This window comes from Streptomyces sp. NPDC058812, assembly GCF_042744565.1.
Lineage (GTDB): Bacteria > Actinomycetota > Actinomycetes > Streptomycetales > Streptomycetaceae > Streptomyces > Streptomyces thinghirensis.
The window spans coordinates 89,735-105,770 of sequence record NZ_JBHYOB010000018.1; the positions used below are offsets into that span (position 1 = coordinate 89,735).

13 protein-coding genes are annotated in these 16,036 nt (G+C 72.5%); 3 read left to right on the top strand and 10 right to left on the bottom strand.

What is annotated here, in order from left to right; all coding sequences use genetic code 11:
* Nucleotides 1–5: 5 nt before the first annotated feature.
* Nucleotides 6–821: an SDR family oxidoreductase gene (locus tag ACFW48_RS30020; protein ID WP_386320011.1), complete on the bottom strand. Its 816-nt coding sequence runs from the start codon at nt 819–821 to the stop codon at nt 6–8.
* 160 nt (nt 822–981) lie between these two features.
* Entirely contained in the window at nt 982–2,031 is a 1,050-nt protein-coding gene (locus tag ACFW48_RS30025; RefSeq protein WP_386320014.1) for an NAD(P)-dependent alcohol dehydrogenase, read from the bottom strand.
* A 171-nt stretch (nt 2,032–2,202) separates the two neighbouring features.
* Here ACFW48_RS30025 and ACFW48_RS30030 point away from each other — a divergent pair, with 171 nt between their 5' ends.
* Nucleotides 2,203–3,078 carry a helix-turn-helix domain-containing protein gene (locus ACFW48_RS30030; RefSeq protein ID WP_386320016.1) on the top strand — a complete coding sequence of 292 codons (876 nt, stop codon included), beginning with the start codon at nt 2,203–2,205 and terminating at the stop codon, nt 3,076–3,078.
* A gap of 95 nt (nt 3,079–3,173) precedes the next feature.
* Here the strand turns inward: ACFW48_RS30030 and ACFW48_RS30035 are convergent, their stop codons facing one another.
* The 3 genes from ACFW48_RS30035 to ACFW48_RS30045 all read right to left on the bottom strand — a co-directional run bounded on the left by ACFW48_RS30035 (nt 3,174) and on the right by ACFW48_RS30045 (nt 8,701).
* Complete coding sequence (locus ACFW48_RS30035) at nt 3,174–6,566, bottom strand: S8 family serine peptidase (RefSeq protein WP_386320019.1); 3,393 nt, start codon at nt 6,564–6,566, stop codon at nt 3,174–3,176.
* A 309-nt stretch (nt 6,567–6,875) separates the two neighbouring features.
* On the bottom strand, nt 6,876–8,123 hold the full coding sequence (locus ACFW48_RS30040; protein WP_386320022.1) for an Ig-like domain-containing protein: 1,248 nt from the start codon (nt 8,121–8,123) through the stop codon (nt 6,876–6,878).
* A gap of 224 nt (nt 8,124–8,347) precedes the next feature.
* A complete protein-coding gene (locus ACFW48_RS30045) occupies nt 8,348–8,701 on the bottom strand; it encodes a hypothetical protein (RefSeq protein ID WP_386320024.1) in 354 nt (117 codons plus the stop codon).
* Between the two features lie 109 nt (nt 8,702–8,810).
* On the opposite strand from ACFW48_RS30045, the gene ACFW48_RS30050 reads away from it, so the two are divergent.
* Complete coding sequence (locus tag ACFW48_RS30050) at nt 8,811–9,128, top strand: hypothetical protein (protein ID WP_386320027.1); 318 nt, start codon at nt 8,811–8,813, stop codon at nt 9,126–9,128.
* 152 nt (nt 9,129–9,280) lie between these two features.
* Here ACFW48_RS30050 and hutH read toward each other — a convergent pair whose 3' ends face one another.
* The 3 genes from hutH to ACFW48_RS30065 all read right to left on the bottom strand — a co-directional run bounded on the left by hutH (nt 9,281) and on the right by ACFW48_RS30065 (nt 12,969).
* On the bottom strand, nt 9,281–10,819 hold the full coding sequence (hutH, locus tag ACFW48_RS30055) for a histidine ammonia-lyase (RefSeq protein WP_386320171.1): 1,539 nt from the start codon (nt 10,817–10,819) through the stop codon (nt 9,281–9,283).
* Between the two features lie 93 nt (nt 10,820–10,912).
* Nucleotides 10,913–12,061, bottom strand: a complete 1,149-nt coding sequence (locus ACFW48_RS30060; protein WP_386320029.1) for a diguanylate cyclase domain-containing protein — start codon at nt 12,059–12,061, stop codon at nt 10,913–10,915.
* Between the two features lie 107 nt (nt 12,062–12,168).
* The gene (locus ACFW48_RS30065) at nt 12,169–12,969 is read right to left on the bottom strand and encodes an enoyl-CoA hydratase/isomerase family protein (protein WP_386320032.1); all 801 of its coding nucleotides are present in this window, start codon (nt 12,967–12,969) and stop codon (nt 12,169–12,171) included.
* Nucleotides 12,970–13,180: 211 nt separating this feature from the next.
* Between ACFW48_RS30065 and ACFW48_RS30070 the strand changes: the two genes are divergently transcribed.
* Nucleotides 13,181–13,834 (top strand): hypothetical protein, encoded by a 654-nt coding sequence (locus tag ACFW48_RS30070; RefSeq protein WP_386320035.1) that lies wholly within the window; start codon nt 13,181–13,183, stop codon nt 13,832–13,834.
* Between the two features lie 34 nt (nt 13,835–13,868).
* Here the strand turns inward: ACFW48_RS30070 and ACFW48_RS30075 are convergent, their stop codons facing one another.
* On the bottom strand, nt 13,869–15,011 hold the full coding sequence (locus ACFW48_RS30075; RefSeq protein ID WP_386320038.1) for an adenylate/guanylate cyclase domain-containing protein: 1,143 nt from the start codon (nt 15,009–15,011) through the stop codon (nt 13,869–13,871).
* Nucleotides 15,012–15,131: 120 nt separating this feature from the next.
* A complete protein-coding gene (locus ACFW48_RS30080; RefSeq protein ID WP_386320040.1) occupies nt 15,132–15,998 on the bottom strand; it encodes a biotin--[acetyl-CoA-carboxylase] ligase in 867 nt (288 codons plus the stop codon).
* Nucleotides 15,999–16,036 lie beyond the last annotated feature (38 nt).

Below are 16,036 nucleotides of genomic sequence, written 5' to 3' on the forward strand. Positions count from 1 at the left end.
CGGACTCACGGGCGGCGCGCGGCAGCCGGTGCCGTCCCGCGCCCGGCCCGCTCCGTCAGGAACTCCTCCCACGTCCGCCGGCCCACCCGCGCCCCCTCCAGCGTGAGGTTCGCCCCCGCGCGGTAGGCGCGGCCCGCCTTGCCGGGGATGCGTACCGGCAGCGTCGGGCGGCGGCGCCGGGCGTGCAGGGCGAGGTACGGGCGGGCCAGGGCGGCCAGGTCGTGGACCTCGGGGCCGGTCATGTCGGGAACCCGGCCGGAGGGTGCCGCGAAGGTCAGTTCGGCCAGGCGGGCGGCGACCTCGCGGGAGTCGACCGGCTGGAGGCGCAGGCCGCCCGGGACGGGGAGGACCGGCAGCTTGGCCATCTTCTCGATCATCGTCAGGGTCAGCTCGTGGAACTGGGCCGCCCGCAGCACCGTCCACCCGATGCCCGAGTCGGCGATCGCCCGCTCCGAGTCCAGCTTGGTGCGCAGCCACGCCAGCGGCACGCCGTCCGCGCCCACGACCGAGACGTACACGAGGTGCCGTACGTCCGCGTGCGAGGCGGCGCGCACCAGCGTGCGGGTCGCCTCGTCGTCGCCCTTGGGGCCGCCCGCCAGGTGCAGGACGGTGTGCACGCCGTCGACCGCGGCCTCGACGCCCTCGCCGGTGAGGAGGTCGCCGGTGACGTAGGTGACGCCGTCCTCGGCGGGGCGGGGACGGCGGGTGAGGACCCGTACCTCGTGGCCGGCCGCCCGCAGCAGCGGGACGACGTGGCCGCCGAGGGTGCCGGTGCCGCCGGTGACCAGGAGGGGGTTGGTGGGGGACGAGGGGTACGTCATGGCTGCTCCCGAGGGTCCTGGCGCCCGGACGGGCAGGTCGACAGGTGTCTGGTTCCTGCCCGTCCGGGCGGCCGCCGTGTGTGTCTACGGCGGTATGACCCGGGGCGGCTCGGGTGTGTGACAGGGACGGGGAGAAATCCCCAAGAATGTTTCCGGCCGGTCAGATCGTCGCCGTGTCGATCACGAAGCGGTACCGCACGTCGCTCGCCATGACCCGCTCGTACGCCTCGTTGACCTCGGACGCGGCGATCAGCTCGATCTCGGCGCCGATGCCGTGCTCGGCGCAGAAGTCCAGCATCTCCTGGGTCTCCCGGATGCCGCCGATCATGGACCCGGCGAGGGTCTTGCCGCCGCCGAGCAGTGCGAACAGGTTGAGGGAGACCGGCTCCTCGGGGGCGCCGACGTTGGCCAGGGTGCCCTCCGTCCTCAGCAGCCCCAGGTAGGCGCCGAGGTCGAGCGGGGCGGACACCGTCGAGACGATCAGGTCGAAGGTGCCGGCCAGCTCCTCGAAGGTGGCCGGGTCGCTGGTCGCGTAGTAGTGGTCGGCGCCCAGCTTCAGGCCGTCGTCCTTCTTGCGCAGGGACTGCGACAGCACCGTCACCTCGGCGCCCAGGGCGTGCGCGAGCTTGACGGCCATGTGGCCGAGGCCGCCCATGCCGACGACGGCGACCTTCTTGCCGGGGCCGGCGTTCCAGCGCCTGAGCGGGGAGTACGTGGTGATGCCGGCGCACAGCAGGGGCGCGGCCTCGTCCAGCGCGATGCCCTCGGGGATGCCGAGGACGAAGTTCTCGTCGACGACGATCTTCTCGGAGTAGCCGCCGTAGGTCGGCTCCCCGTCCTTGCCGACGGCATTGTAGGTGCCCACACTGCCGCCGGTGCAGTACTGCTCCAGGCCGGCCCGGCAGTTGTCGCACTCGCGGCAGGAGTCGACCAGGCAGCCGACGCCCACCCGGTCGCCGACGGCGTACTTGGTGACGCCGGGGCCGACCTCGGAGACGATGCCCGCGATCTCGTGACCGGGGACCATCGGGAAGATGGCCTCGCCCCAGCCCTCGCGGACCTGGTGGATGTCGGAGTGGCAGATGCCGGCGAACTTGATGTCGATCAGGACGTCGTGCTCACGCACCTCGCGCCGCTCGATGGTGGTCCGCTCCAGCGGAGCCTTGGCGGCGGGTGCGGCGTATGCGGCGTATGCGGCGACAGTGGTCATGCCGGGTTCTCCGGGTTCCTCGTGACTGCTCTTCTGTGGGATGCCTCCAGCCTGCCGCCGCGGCGGGCATCCACCCAGACCACGGCTTTGCCTACGACCAGCGTGCGTACCACTGACGGGGACAGGCTCACGGGCGTACGACCGGGAATACGACCGGCAATACTGGAGGGCATGGATGGACAGCTGGACCGGCGTGCCGAACTGAGCGAGTTCCTGCGCACCCGGCGGGCCCGGCTGAAGCCGGAGGACGTCGGGCTGCCGTCGTACGGGCGGCACCGCCGGGTGCCGGGGCTGCGGCGGGAGGAGCTGGCGCAGCTGGCCGGGGTGTCCGTGGCGTACTACACGCGCCTTGAGCAGGGCAACGGACGGAACGTGTCGGCGGAGGTCCTGGACGCGATCGCCCGCGCGCTCAGGCTGTCCGACGCCGAGCAGGCGCACCTGACGCACCTGGCGAAACCGCAGCAGCGGCGCAGGCGGGCGGCGGCGTCACGGGCGCAGCAGCCGGTGCGGGTGGCGCTGCTCCAGCTGCTGGAGTCGATCGACACGGTCCCGGCGTACGTGACCGGCCGGCGGTCGGAGATCCTCGCCTGGAACCGGATGGCGGCGGCCCTCTTCGGCGACTGGGGCAAGCTGCCCGCCCAGGAGCGGAACTGGGCGCGGCTGGTCTTCCTGAACCCGGACTACCGCGATCTGTTCACGGACTGGGACCAGAAGGCGCACGACATGGTCAGTTTCCTGCGCATGGACGCGGGCCGGCACCCGGACGACCCGCGGCTGTCCGCCCTGGTCGGCGAGCTGTCCGTGAAGAGCGAGGAGTTCCGGCGCCTGTGGGCCACGCACGACGTCAAGGAGAAGTCCTACGGCGTCAAGCGGATGCGGCACCCGCTGGTCGGAGACCTGACCCTGTCCTTCGAGACGTTCCGCCTGGTCGACGACGACGAGCAGGCGTTCATCACGTACCACGCCGAGCCGGGCTCACCGTCGGCGGAGGCGCTGCGGCTGCTGGCGAGCTGGGGGACGGACGCGGCGGCTTCGCTGCGGACGTGACCTGGCCGGAGCCGCCGGGCTCCGGCCAGGTCGTTTCGCGTGGGGCGGTCTACTGCCCGTAGGGGCTGCGGTCTACCGCCCGTAGGGGCTGCGGCCTACTTGCCGTAGTACGCGTCGTAGATCGAGATCACCGACTCGTTCTTCTTCTTGTCGACGATCTTGGCACGGAAGGAGAGGGACTTCCCCTTCGCCGGGTTCTTGACGCTGACCCTGCCCTTCTTGACGGTGACCTTCTTCCAGGTCTTGCCGTGGTCGTACGACACGTGCACCGTGAGCGACTTGAGGTTGCGGCCCGCTGCCGCGCCCTCGACGGTGACCGGGATGGTGACCTGCTTGCCGGCCGTGACCTTGCTGTCCAGGCCGGTGGCCGCGGCGAAGCGGGCCGTGGAGGCGGGCAGCTTGGTGCGGTCGGCCGTCTTCTTGGAGCGGAACGTCCAGCTCGCGTCGATGCGGCTGGAGGCCGCGGCGACCTTGGCGGACCGCTTGACCGACGTCGTCAGCCGGTACCGGGCGTCACCGGAGGGGACCTTGAACTCGCCCTCGCCGAAGAGCGGGTCCTTGTGGGAGCCGACCTTGGTGCCGTTGCGGTACAGCGTGGTGGCGACCGAGGTGAAGGCCGAGGAGCCGGCGTGGCCCTTGCCGTCGGCGAAGAGCGGGAGCAGGCCGGTGATGGTGTCGCCGTCGCGGTGGAGGCCGAAGACGGCGTTGAGGCGCGGGCCGAAGACGGCGGTGTTGAAGGTCGCCGAGTAGCTCTTGCCCGCCTTGTAGCGCTGGGCGTTGCCGAACGTGTAGCCGGCCTCGACGACCGGGAAGCCGTCGGCGTCCCTGCCTCCGTACTGCTCGAAGCCGAGCTCCCACGTCACGCCGTTCCCGGTGGACAGGTGCAGGGTGCGGGTGCCGGGCAGGGTCTGCTCGATGCCGATCGAGGAGCCGCCGACGCCGCCGGGCAGCCAGCCGGTCGCGGAGACGGCGCCCTTCTTGCCGCTCGCGGAGGCGCCGAGGCCGGCCTTGAGGGTGGCCAGTTCGCCCGCCTTGTAGTGCCGGGTGTAACCGGTGGCGAGCTGCTCGACCGTGCCGCCGGCGACGGTGTCGTACTGCTCCTTGGCGCCCTTGGTCCAGTGGCCGTCCCACTGCTGGCTGAGCGAGCCGTCGGTGATCCGCGGGCCGAGGTGCTTGGTGCGCAGGCCCGCGTAGGAGTCCAGCCACCAGCCGTAGCTGTAGCTGTTGCCGCCCGCCTCCACCGTGAAGTCCGCGGAGGCGAACTCGGACTTCGCGGCCTTGTCCGGGACGGTGATGTCCACCGGCTTCGCGGTGCGCGCGTCGAGGGTGACGGTGGTCTTCTTCGTGACGTTGAGCTTCGGCTGCGCGATCCAGTCGGCGCCCTTCCACTTCTCCGGGTCGTCGCTCACGCGGATCGAGGAGTTGAGGATGTAGGCGCCCTTGGGCACGCGCACGGTGACGGTGCCGTCGGCCTCGTACGGCGTGAACCAGGCGTCCGTGGCGAGGCCGGAGACGCCGGTCAGGTCGGTCTCGTAGTTCGCGGTGGGCCTGCCGTCGCGGCCGAGGGCCTTCAGCGTGACGTCGTACGACTCCACCTCGCGCTCCACGGCGGCGGCCGTGCGGACGGTCTGCCCGCCGCCGGTCGCCGTGACGTACGCCGAGTAGGCGCCGTCCACCGTGCCGCCGAGCCTGGTGTCGGCGGTGAGGGCCACGGAGGCCTTGCCGCCCGCCGGGACGGTGACCGAGCCGGCGCCCAGTTTGAAGAAGCCGGCGGGGGCCGCCTTGCCCTTGGGGTCGGTGGCGGTCGACGTCAGCTTCAGCTTGACGGCCTTGGTGCCGAGGTTGCGGTAGGTCAGCTGCTTGGTGACCGGCTTGTCGTCGGTGTGCGGCCACTGCTGGGTGCCGAAGGTGGCCGACACCGGGTCGGCGATCACGGTCTGCTTGACCGCCTTGTCGACCTGGACGCGGCCCGAACCCTGCTGGAAGGGCGTGTACTTGCCGCCCTTCGCCGATCCCGTCAGCGCGCCCTTCAGCTCGGCGTACGTCCAGTCGGGGTGCTGCTGCTTGAGGAGGGCCGCGGCGCCCGCGACGTGCGGGGTCGCCATCGACGTACCGGAGATGGTGACGTATCCGGCGGGCTTCTCGCCCTCCTCGCGGGCGATGATGCTGCCCTTGGCGGAGGCGGCGGTGATGTCGACGCCGGGCGCGGTCACATCGGGCTTGATCGCGCCGTCGAGGCCGGGTCCGGTGCTGGAGAACGACGCGAGCTTGTCCCCGTCGTCGACCGCGCCGACGGTCAGGGCGGCGGCGGCGCTGCCCGGGGAGCCGACGGTGCGGTCGCCGAACTCGCCGTCGTTGCCGGCGGCGATGGCGAAGAGGATGCCCTTCTCCTCGGAGAGCCTGTTGACCTCGGCCTCCAGCGGATCGATCTCCGGGGTGTCGCCGCCACCCAGGCTGAGGTTGATGACGTCGGCGCCCTGCGCGGCCGCCCACTCCATGCCGGCGAGGATGCCGGAGTCGTCGCCGAAGCCCTCGTCGCTGAGCACCTTGCCGTTGAGCAGCTTGGCTCCGGGGGCCACGCCCTTGTACGTGGCGCCCGCCTTCGCGCCGGTGCCGGCGGCGATGGAGGCGACGTGGGTGCCGTGGCCGTACTTGTCGGTGGCGTCGGGCGAGACGGAGAAGTTCTTGGACGCGACGACCTGGTTCTTCAGGTCGGGGTGGGTGGTGTCGACGCCGGTGTCCAGTACGGCGATCTTGACGCCCTTGCCGTCGTAGCCGGCGGCCCATGCCTTGGGGGCGCCGATCTGCGGGACGGACTTGTCGAGGCTGGCGGTGCGGACGCCGTCGAGCCAGACGCGCGCGATGCCGGAGGCGGTCTTCTCGCCGTCGGTCACCGCGTCCCACAGCTCGGGCGCGTTCTCGTGCGGGGTCTGTACGGCGTCGGCGTTCAGGGAGGTGAGGGCGCGGCGGAGGGTGCCCGCGTCGCGGACGTCGGCCTTGGTGGCCTTCGCGCTGCCCCGGTAGCCGACGATGACCTTCAGGCCGTTCTTCTGGGCCTTGCGGGTGGTGGCCTTGTTCAGCTCGGTGATGTCGAAGAGGCGCTGGTCCAGTCTGCCGGTGGCGACCAGGCGGGCGGCGTCGGCCGGGACGACGAGGGTGTGCCCGCCGGCTCTGCGGATCTGGACGGGTATGTGCTCGCGGCCCTCGGCCCGCTCCAGGCCGACGACGCGGCCCTTGGCGTCGACGGCGACCCGGTCGCCGGTGATCAGCGTGACGCGGTGCCTGGCCGTGCCGGACGCGGCCCGCGCGGCATCGGCCTGTGCGGTCTCGGCCTGTGCGGTCTCGGCCCGCGCCGAGGCCGCCGTACGGCCCCCGTCCGCCGTCCGTGCCCCGTCCGCCGCTGCCGGGCTGGTCATGCCCGCCGCGAGGGCCACGGCCGCCGCCGTGGCGACGGTGGCCGCGCCGGCCTTCTTCACTTGTCTGCGCAACGTTCCCCCTTGCGGAAGTACCGGGAGAATTCCCCGTTCACCCGGCCGGGGGTGGTCCAGCACACGCGTGCTCCCCCCGGAACTCGGAGTATGCCGAGGGGAGATCAGCCGCTCAAGACCGCGAACGGCGGTGGCGGAGACGGTCGGGAAACCGCCTGCCAACTGTTACGAGATCGCCGTCCGGTGTTACGCGTCCGCGCGAACTCCGTTACCTGCCGGTGGGGTTGGACGACGGACGCCCGCCGCCCCGGTGAGGGGCGACGGGCGTCGGATGAAGCGAAGTCGCGGTGGGCCGCGGTGCGTTCGGCGTCAGACCGCCGAACCCGCCTTCCACTGGGCCCAGTCCATGTTCCAGCCGTTGAGGCCGTTGTCCGGGGCGATGGTCTTGTCGCCGGTGTTCTGGACGACGACCACGTCACCGATGATCGAGTTGTTGTAGAACCACGCGCCCGGCGTGTTCGGGTCGTCGGCGCCCTGGGTGTCGGCGAGGCCGACGCAGCCGTGGCTGGTGTTGGCGCTGCCGAAGATGCCCTTGCTCCAGTAGTTGCCGTGGATGAAGGTGCCGGAGGTGCTCAGGCGCATGGCGTGGGGCACGTCCTTGATGTCGTACTCGCCCTTGCCGTCGTCGTCGGTGAAGCCGACCGTCGAGCCGTCCATCCGGGTCTCCTTGAACTTCTCGGAGATCACCATCTGGCCTTCGTAGGTCTTGTTCTCGGGGGAGCCGGCGGAGATCGGGATCGTCTTGACGGTCTTGCCGTCCTGCGTGATCTTCATCTGCTTGGTCTTCGCGTCGACGTACGAGACCTGGTTGCGGCCGATCTTGAAGGTGACCGACTTCTGCTGGACGCCGTAGACGCCCTCGGCGCCCTCGACCCCGTCGAGCGCCAGCTTGAGGGTGACGGTCGAGCCCTCCTGCCAGTAGTTCTCCGGGCGGCAGTCCATGCGCTGGGTGCTGAACCAGTGGCAGGCGACCTCCTGGCCGCTGCTGGTGTTGACCGTGATGCCCTTCTGGACGGCGGCCTTGTCGGTGATCTCCTTGTCGAAGTTGATCGACACCGGCATGCCGACGCCGACGGTCTTGCCGTCGTCCGGGGTGAAGGTGCCGATGAAGCTGTTCTTCTGGGAGACCGTGGTGAACGACGCGTTCTCGTGGGCGGCGCGGCCCTCGGAGTCCTTCGCGGTCGCCGTCAGCTTGTAGGTGGTGGCCCGCTCCAGCTGACCGCTGGGCTTCCAGCTGGTCTTGTCGGCGGATATCTCGCCGCTGACCTCGGTGCCGTCGGAGGCGGTCATCTTCACCTCGGTGAGCGTCCCCTTGCTCACGGTGACGCCGGCGGCGTTGTTGATGGAGGCGTTGTCCGAGTTGTCCTTGGGTGTGATCTTGATCTGGGCCTCGGACGCCTTCTTGGCCGCCGCCTTGTCGGCCTCGGCCTGCGAGGTCTTGCCGTCCCCACCCTCGGAGGTGCCGGCGTCGCTACTGGAACATGCCGAGAGCACCAGCACACCGCCGAGCAGTGCGGACGCGGCCGCCAGGCCCTTGCGCCGCTTACCGTCCGTCATCACACGCTTCTCCATCGTTGCCGAGTCCGGAAACCCCGAGATTTCCCGTCAAGAACTTCAACGCTACGACCGGTTCGTCCCGTTCCACATCGCTCGCCGGTGTGGGGCATACCACGTTTGCCGCGGAGGCGGGGGCGGTGCGGGGGTCGGCCGGTGCGCCCCTTGAGACGACGAAACCCCGGACGACGGTTGCCGCCCGGGGTCACGTTTTTCCCCACACTGCGTCAGCCGACCGTCATTTCATCGTCTTCCGGGTCGTTCTCGTCGCCATCTTCCTCGTCCAGGTCCCACTCGGGCGAATCGGGGTCGTAGTCGATCTGCTCGCTGCTCCAGGAGGCCTGCTGGAGCTCGACTCCGGGCACCGCGCTGACCAGGTCGAACGGGTCCACGAGGTGAGCCAGGGCCTCCGCGGTGTCCTCCGTCACGGCACGCTCGGCGTGAGCCCTTTCCGCGTCGGGCAGGTCGGCGTCCTCGGCGAGCGCCTGCAGCGCCGCCCCGGTGACGGCCTCCTCGTCGTCGACCTCGAGAACGAGCTCGACGCGAATCCGTACAAAACGTGATGTCTCTGGAGTACTCATGCCCGGAGCGTAAGGCCGACCGCTCCCGTGACTTTCCTGTGACCCGCGGCTTTCACTAACATCTGCCCACACGGCCAATTCGCCAGCGCCACAAGGGGATCGATATTCCGTGTCATCCGCTCGCCGACCGTTGCTGACCGCCGCCGCCGCAGGCGGCCTGCTGTGCGCCATGTGGTTCGTCCCGTCCGCCAACGCGACACCCGACACGCCGGTGCTCAAGTCCGCCTCCGCGAGCCCGTCTCCGCAGGTCACCGAGCAGGCCAGAGTCGCTTCCACGGACACGGCGGCCACCGGTGAGGGCACGGCCCGCCTGGCCGACACCGGAAGCTTCGACAGCACCCCGTACGTCGTCGGCGGCGCCCTCTGCCTCGGTCTCGGCGCCGGGTTCGTCGGGTATTCGGTGCGCCGGGAACGCCTTGATTTTTGACAGCGCTTGACGTTCTTTTGGCTTTTTTGACCGTTCGGGGGCGGCAGGCTCTTCACAGGCAGCGCAGAGGGGCCCCGTCCTCCCGACAGGGGCCCCTCGGACTTCGCCGGCTCCGCCAGGGCCTGGCCGGCGGATCATGCCGCCGACAAGCCCTAGCGCAGCGGCCCGGTGACCGTCTCCGCCGCCGCCACCAGGTGCCCGGCGCGTACGAACGCGTCCGCCGCGGCGAGGTCGGGCGCCAGGAACCGGTCCGGCCCGGGACCCTCCACACCGGCCGCCCGTACGGCGTCGATGACGGCCTGCGAGGCCGGGGCGGGGGTGAGTCCCTCGCGGAGCTGGATCGCGCGGGTGGCGGCGTACAGCTCGACGGCGATCACGCGGGTGAGGTTGTCGACGGCCGTGCGCAGCTTGCGCGCCGCCGACCAGCCCATGGACACGTGGTCCTCCTGCATCGCGGAGGACGGGATCGAGTCCGCCGAGGCCGGTACGGCGAGCCGCTTCAACTCGCTGACCAGGGCCGCCTGCGTGTACTGGGCGATCATCAGCCCGGAGTCGACACCGGCGTCGTCGGCGAGGAACGGCGGCAGGCCGTGGCTGCGGTTCTTGTCGAGGAGCCGGTCGGTGCGCCGCTCGGCGATGGAACCGAGGTCCGCGACGGCGACGGCGAGGAAGTCGAGGACGTAGGCGACCGGGGCGCCGTGGAAGTTGCCGTTGGACTCCACGCGGCCGTCGGGCAGGACGACCGGGTTGTCCACGGCCGCGGCCAGCTCCCGCTCGGCGACGAGACCCGCGTGGGCCATCGTGTCGCGTCCGGCACCGGCGACCTGCGGGGCACAGCGCACCGAGTAGGCGTCCTGGACGCGGGGGGCGTCGTCCTGGTGGTGCCCGGTCAGTCCGGAGCCCTTGAGCACGGCGGCCATGTTGGCGGCGCTGGCGGCCTGCCCGGGGTGCGGGCGGATGGCGTGCAGCTCGGGGGCGAGCACCTTGTCGGTGCCGAGCAGCGCCTCCATGGTCAACGCCGCGGTGATGTCGGCGGACTTGTAGAGGGTGTCGAGGTCGGCGAGGGCCATGACCAGCATGCCGAGCATGCCGTCGGTGCCGTTGAGGAGGGCGAGGCCCTCCTTCTCGCGCAGCTCGACGGGGGCGATCCCGTGCTCGGCGAGCAGCTCGCCGGCCGGCCGTACGGTGCCGTCGGGGCCCTCGGCGTCGCCCTCGCCCATGAGGGTGAGCGCGCAGTGCGAGAGCGGGGCGAGGTCGCCGGAGCAGCCGAGGGAGCCGTACTCGTGCACGACCGGGGTGATCCCGGCGTTGAGCACGTCGGCCATGGTCCGCGCGACCTCGGGGCGGACGCCGGTGTGTCCGGAGCAGACGGTCTTCAGCCGCAGGAACATCAGCGCGCGGACCACCTCGCGCTCGACGCGCGGGCCCATCCCGGCGGCGTGCGAGCGGACGATGTTGCGCTGTAGCTGGGCCCGCAGGTCCGGGCTGATGTGCCGGGTCGCCAGGGCGCCGAAACCGGTGCTCACGCCGTACACGGGGTCCGGCTTGGCGGCCAGCGCGTCCACGATCCCGCGGGCCGCGGCCAGGGCGGCGACCGCGTCGTCGGAGAGTTCGATCCGGGCGCCGTCCCGCGCCACGGCGAGGACGTCGGACACGGTGACCCCGGATGTCCCCACCACCACAGTGTGCATATCCATATTCAGGAGCGTACGCAGTGAATTCGATGATGTCACGAGGGGGTACGTCACGGATGCGTGCCGGTTGCGCCCCTTACCGGACCGGCGTCACGGCGAGTGCCGCCCGCGGAACCGCCGGCGCTCCCCGTCCTCCTCCCGGGACGGCTCGTCGGCGAGCCGTACGACGGGGTCGTCGGGCCCCTCGCGACCGGCGACGACCGGCCCGGCGGACCGTTCGGCCTTGGCGCGGTACTGGGCGGCGTCGGCGAGCCGGAAGAGCCTGCGGGCGGAGCACACCGGCCCGACCGGGTCCTCCGTGGACGCGACCCCGCAGGCGACGCCGTCACCCAGCTCCAGCTCGGCCGCGCGGCGGCACAGCTCCTCGGCCGCCTTGACCACCTCGTCGGCGGACGGCCCGACCGCGAGCAGACAGAACTCGTCCCCGCCGAGCCGCGCGGCGAGCGCCCCCGGCAGCATCGCCCCGCACAGCGACAGCACCGACCCGAAACGCTCCAGGAGCCGGTCGCCGACGGCGTGCCCGTGCGTGTCGTTCACCCGCTTGAGGCCGTTCAGGTCGCATACGACGAGGCTGACGGCGACGTCCTCCTTGCGGTGCCGTTCGACGGCCTCGTCCAGTGCCGTGTCGACGGCGCGGCGGTTGGCCAGCCCGGTGAGCGCGTCGGTGTACGCGAGGCGCCGGACCTCCTCCAGCCGCTCGGTCTGGGCGATACCGGCGGCGACGACCGAGGCCAGCACGGTGGCGAAGTCGGCGTCGGGCCGCGCGAAGACCCGCTCCCCCACCGGGCGGGCCACGTACAGCTCACCCCAGGCGCGGCCGTGCAGCACGATCGGCGCGACCACGCAGCAGCCGCGCCCCCGGCGGCGCAGGGCGGCGACGCGCTGGTGGACGTACCCGGGACGCCCGGCGGCGGGCCCCTCGGCCGTCTCGACCCAGGCGTCGGGCTCACCGCCGCCGGCCCAGCGCTCGTGCAGGAACTCGGTGATCTCCGCGAACTGGTGCACCGGATAGGACTCGTCCTCCGGGAACTCCTCCTCGCCCTCGGCCCGCCGGCCGACGTTCACCAGGACCCGGAGCCGGCCCAGCTCACGCTCCCACACCGACAGCGCGGCGAAGCTGCCGCCCAGCGCCAGGCACGCACCGGCGGCCGCCGCCCGCCACGCCTCACGCGAGCTGTGCGCGGCGGCCATGCCCTGCGCCAGTGCCACCACGGCCGCGAGCCGCCTGTCGTCACCCATCACTCCAGGCTAGGGAGATTCAGGGCGAAACGGGACTCAAGCGGGGCGAACGGGGGCGCCCACCTGCGGTGCGGCTACCGGACAGCCGGGGAGACGGACGAGCGGGGTCACTCCCCCGGCCACCGCGGCGCCCGCTTCTCGTTGAACGCCGCCACCCCCTCGGCCCGGTCCCCCGAGAACGCCACCGCCCGCCACGCCGCGTCCTCGACCTCCAGGCCGGCCCGCAGGTCCAGTCCGTGCCCGAGCCGCAGTGCCCGCTTGGCCGCCCGCAGTCCCACGGGTGAGTTCGCGGCCATCCGGGAGGCGAGGTCCAGGGCCTCCTCCCGGTCCCGGCCCTCGTCCACCAGCTGGTCCACGAGCCCCAGCTCGCGCGCCTCCGCGGCCGCCACCCGCCGCGCCGTGAACACCAGCTCGGCGGCGCGCGCCGCCCCCACCCGGCGCGGCAGCAACTGCGTACCGCCGCCGCCCGGAATCACCCCGACCGACACCTCGGGCAGTCCCACCACCGCCGTGGGGTCGGCCACGATCACGTCGCACGACAGCGCCAGCTCGAACCCGCCCCCCAGCGCGAACCCGTGCACGGCCGCGACCGTCGGCACCGGCAGCTCCAGCACCGCGGTGTACGCCCCCCGCGTCACCGGCCGCTGCCGCAGCAGGTCGGCGTCGGAGAAGGAGTTGCGCTCCTTCAGGTCGGCCCCGACGCAGAACGCGCGCTCGTGGGTCGAGGTCAGCACCACCACCCGTACGCTCCGGTCCTCGCCCAGCGCCGCGCACGCCGCCCCGACGGACCGGGCCATCGCGGTCGAGACGGCGTTCATGGCCTTCGGCCGGTCGAGCGCGAGCTCCGCGACATGTCCGTCCCCGTGCCGCCGCACCAGGACGAACTCTCCGAACCGCTCCTCGCTCATGACACCCTCCGGTTAACGCGTGTTAACAAGTCGACCACCCGATCATCGCAGGCGGACCCCCGCGGCGAAAGGCCGAACGCACCCGCTCACCACCCGCCCCGCTTACCCGATCGGGTGACATCCGGCCGACCGGCGTGTCCGAGCCCACGGCAGCCCGTAGCGTCGCTCCGCCACCGGCGCAGCGGGGGCGCGTGCGCACCGGGGAGGGACCATGACGACGAGCGGCACCACCGGCACACCGGCGAACCCTCGGCACCCGTGGGGCAACCGCGGCCGACACCGCAGGCCCCGCCCCCGCAAGGCGGTACGCACCGTCGGCGGCCTCGCACTGGCGGTCGGCACCCTGAGCCTCGTACGCCTGCTGCCCGAGCCCGGCGGCGGCGACGTGGACGGGTACGGCGCCGAGGCCGGGCCGCGCGCGGAGGCGGGCGGGGATCAGGGCACCGCGCCGGACCCGGCGACGACACCCGCGGCCGCGAGCACCGCCGGTCCGCCCGAGGTGAGCCCGTCGGCGACTTCGGCCATGGGCGGTCTGAGCGGCACCCCGGGACCGGGTCTCATACCGGGGCCGGGGCCGTCCGCGAGCGGCCCCTCGGCCGCGCTCCCCTCCGCGACGACCGTCCCGGACTCCCCGAACACGGACGACAAGGCTCCGCCGCCCGCTCACACCCCGCGGCCTGCACAGCCTCCGGCATCTTCGCGGCCACCGCGGCCGGACACCCCCGCACCGCGCCCCACACCGGCCCCGCCCCCGGACCGCGGTACGCCGCCACCCGCGCCCGCCCCGACGCCGGAGCCGGACCCTCCGGGCCTGTGCGTGCCGGTCATCGGCCTGTGCGTGGACCTGCTCGACGGCGACGGCTGACGGCCACGAGGGACACGACGGAGACCGGCAAGCCCTACGACTCCCCGCCGTCCCCCCGCCGGGTGAGCAGCCACGGCTCCACCACGCCGAGACCGCGCACCGGCCGCTGCCACATCGGCTGGAGCGCGAAGCGGTACGCCGGCGGCTCCTCGCCCTCCTTCTCCGCCGCGGCGGCCTCCTCGGCGGCCGCCGCCTCCGAGGCCGGGGCGTCGCGCGTACGGATCAGCTCCTCCGCGAAGGCGGCATCGACGAGGACGGCGTCCCGGGGGGCTATCGAGGTGAGCCGGGAGGCCAGGTTGACGGTCGTGCCGAAGACGTCGCCCATCCGGGTGGTCACCGTGCCGAAGGCGATGCCGACGCGCAGTTCCGGCATGGTCTCGTCGTTCGCCATCGTCTCGATGAGACGCAGCGCGATCTCGGCGGCCGTACCGGCGTCGTCGGCGGCGTAGAGCACCTCGTCGCCGAGGGTCTTGATCAGCCGTCCGCCGCGTGCGGCCACCAGGTCGGCGCAGGTGGTCTCGAAGGCCTCGACCAGCTCGCCGAGCTCCTCCTCCTCCATCCGGCGGGTCAGCCGGGTGAACCCGACCAGGTCCGCGAAGCCGACCGCGAGACGCCGGTCCACCATCTCCTCGTCGTCACCGGCCTGGACGACCCGGCCGGCCGAGGCGGCGAGCTGGCGCCGCCAGACGTAGACGAGGAACTCCTGCAACTCGGGCAGCAGCAGCTCGACGATGGGATACGTCACCTCGGTGCGCGTCATCCCGGGCTCCGGCGGCTCGGTCAGCCCCTCCAGGAAGGAGTCGATCTGCCACTCGGCCAACCGGGCGGTGGTCTGCCCGGTGGACCGGGCCACCTGGACGGCCATGGCCTCGCTGAGCAGCCCCGCCTCCACCAGACCGGCCAGGCGACGCAGGGCGAGGACGTCCGCCTCGGTGAGCGCCTTGGCCTGGCCGATGTCGGCGAAGCCCATGGCCCGCCAGAAACGGGAGGCCAGCTCCATGGAGACGCCCGCGCTGCGGGCGGCCTGGAAGGGGGTGTAGCGGCGCTCGGCGCCCAGAATGAGCCCTTCGAGGCGCAGCGCGAGCGGGTCCTCGCCGGAGTCGGCGGACTCCGGGTCGGGCTCGGGGTCCACCCGGCCGCCCCCGTCCGCGCCGGAGCCCGTGTCGTCGACGGTCACGCCTGCTGCCCTTCCGATCTGCTGCGGTCAGGTTCGACCGGCCCCAACTTTACGTCAGGTGTGCCCCAGCTCACTCCCGGCGAGCTTGCGGCCCGCAGCCCGCCGCACGGGTGGGCGCACTCACGCCAACCGCAAGTGCACGATGTCCCCCGCCCCAACCGGCTCCTGCACCCCCGCCTCGGTGGCCAGCACGAGCCTCCCGTCCCCGTCCACGGCCACCGCCTCCCCCACGAGCGACCGCTCGCCCGGAAGCTCCGCCCGCACCACCCGACCGAGCGTCGCGCACCCCGCCGCGTACGTCTCCTGGAGCCCGCTGGCCGCCGGGTCGCCCTCGGCCGCCCGCCACCGCCCGTACCACTCCTCGAGCGACCGCAGTATTCCCCGCAGCAGCGGATCCCGGTCGGTGTTCACGGCCCCGGCCAGCGCCAGGGACCCGGCCCGCGGCACCGGGAGTTCGTCGGCCCGGAGGGTGACGTTGATGCCCACACCGATGACGACCCCGTCGTCCCCGGCCCGCTCGGCGAGGATGCCGCCCGCCTTGCGCTCCTCGTCGCCGACCGTCACCAGCAGGTCGTTGGGCCACTTCAGGGCCGTATCGACACCCGCCGCCCGGGAGAGCCCCGTCGCCACCGCGACGCCGGTGAGCAGCGGCAGCCAGCCCCAGCGGGTCACCGGCACCTCGGCGGGCCGCAGCAGTACGGAGAAGAAGAGCCCGGAGCGGGCCGGTGCCGTCCACTGCCGGTCCAGCCGGCCACGCGCGGCGGTCTGCTCCTCGGCGACGAGGACGACCCCTTCGGCCAGGTTCCCCTCGGCGGCACGGGCCACGAGGTCGGAGTTGGTGGAGCCGGTGCGCTGCACCACGTCCACCTGCCGCCACAGCCCTCCCTCGCGTACCAGCCCCCGGCGCAGGGCCGTGGTGTTGAGGGGCGGCCGGTCCAGGTCGGACCAGCGGTTGTTCGGGGAGTCAGAGGCATCTCGCGGCGTCATGCAACCCACACTAGGTGTGGGAAACACCGCACTGCCGA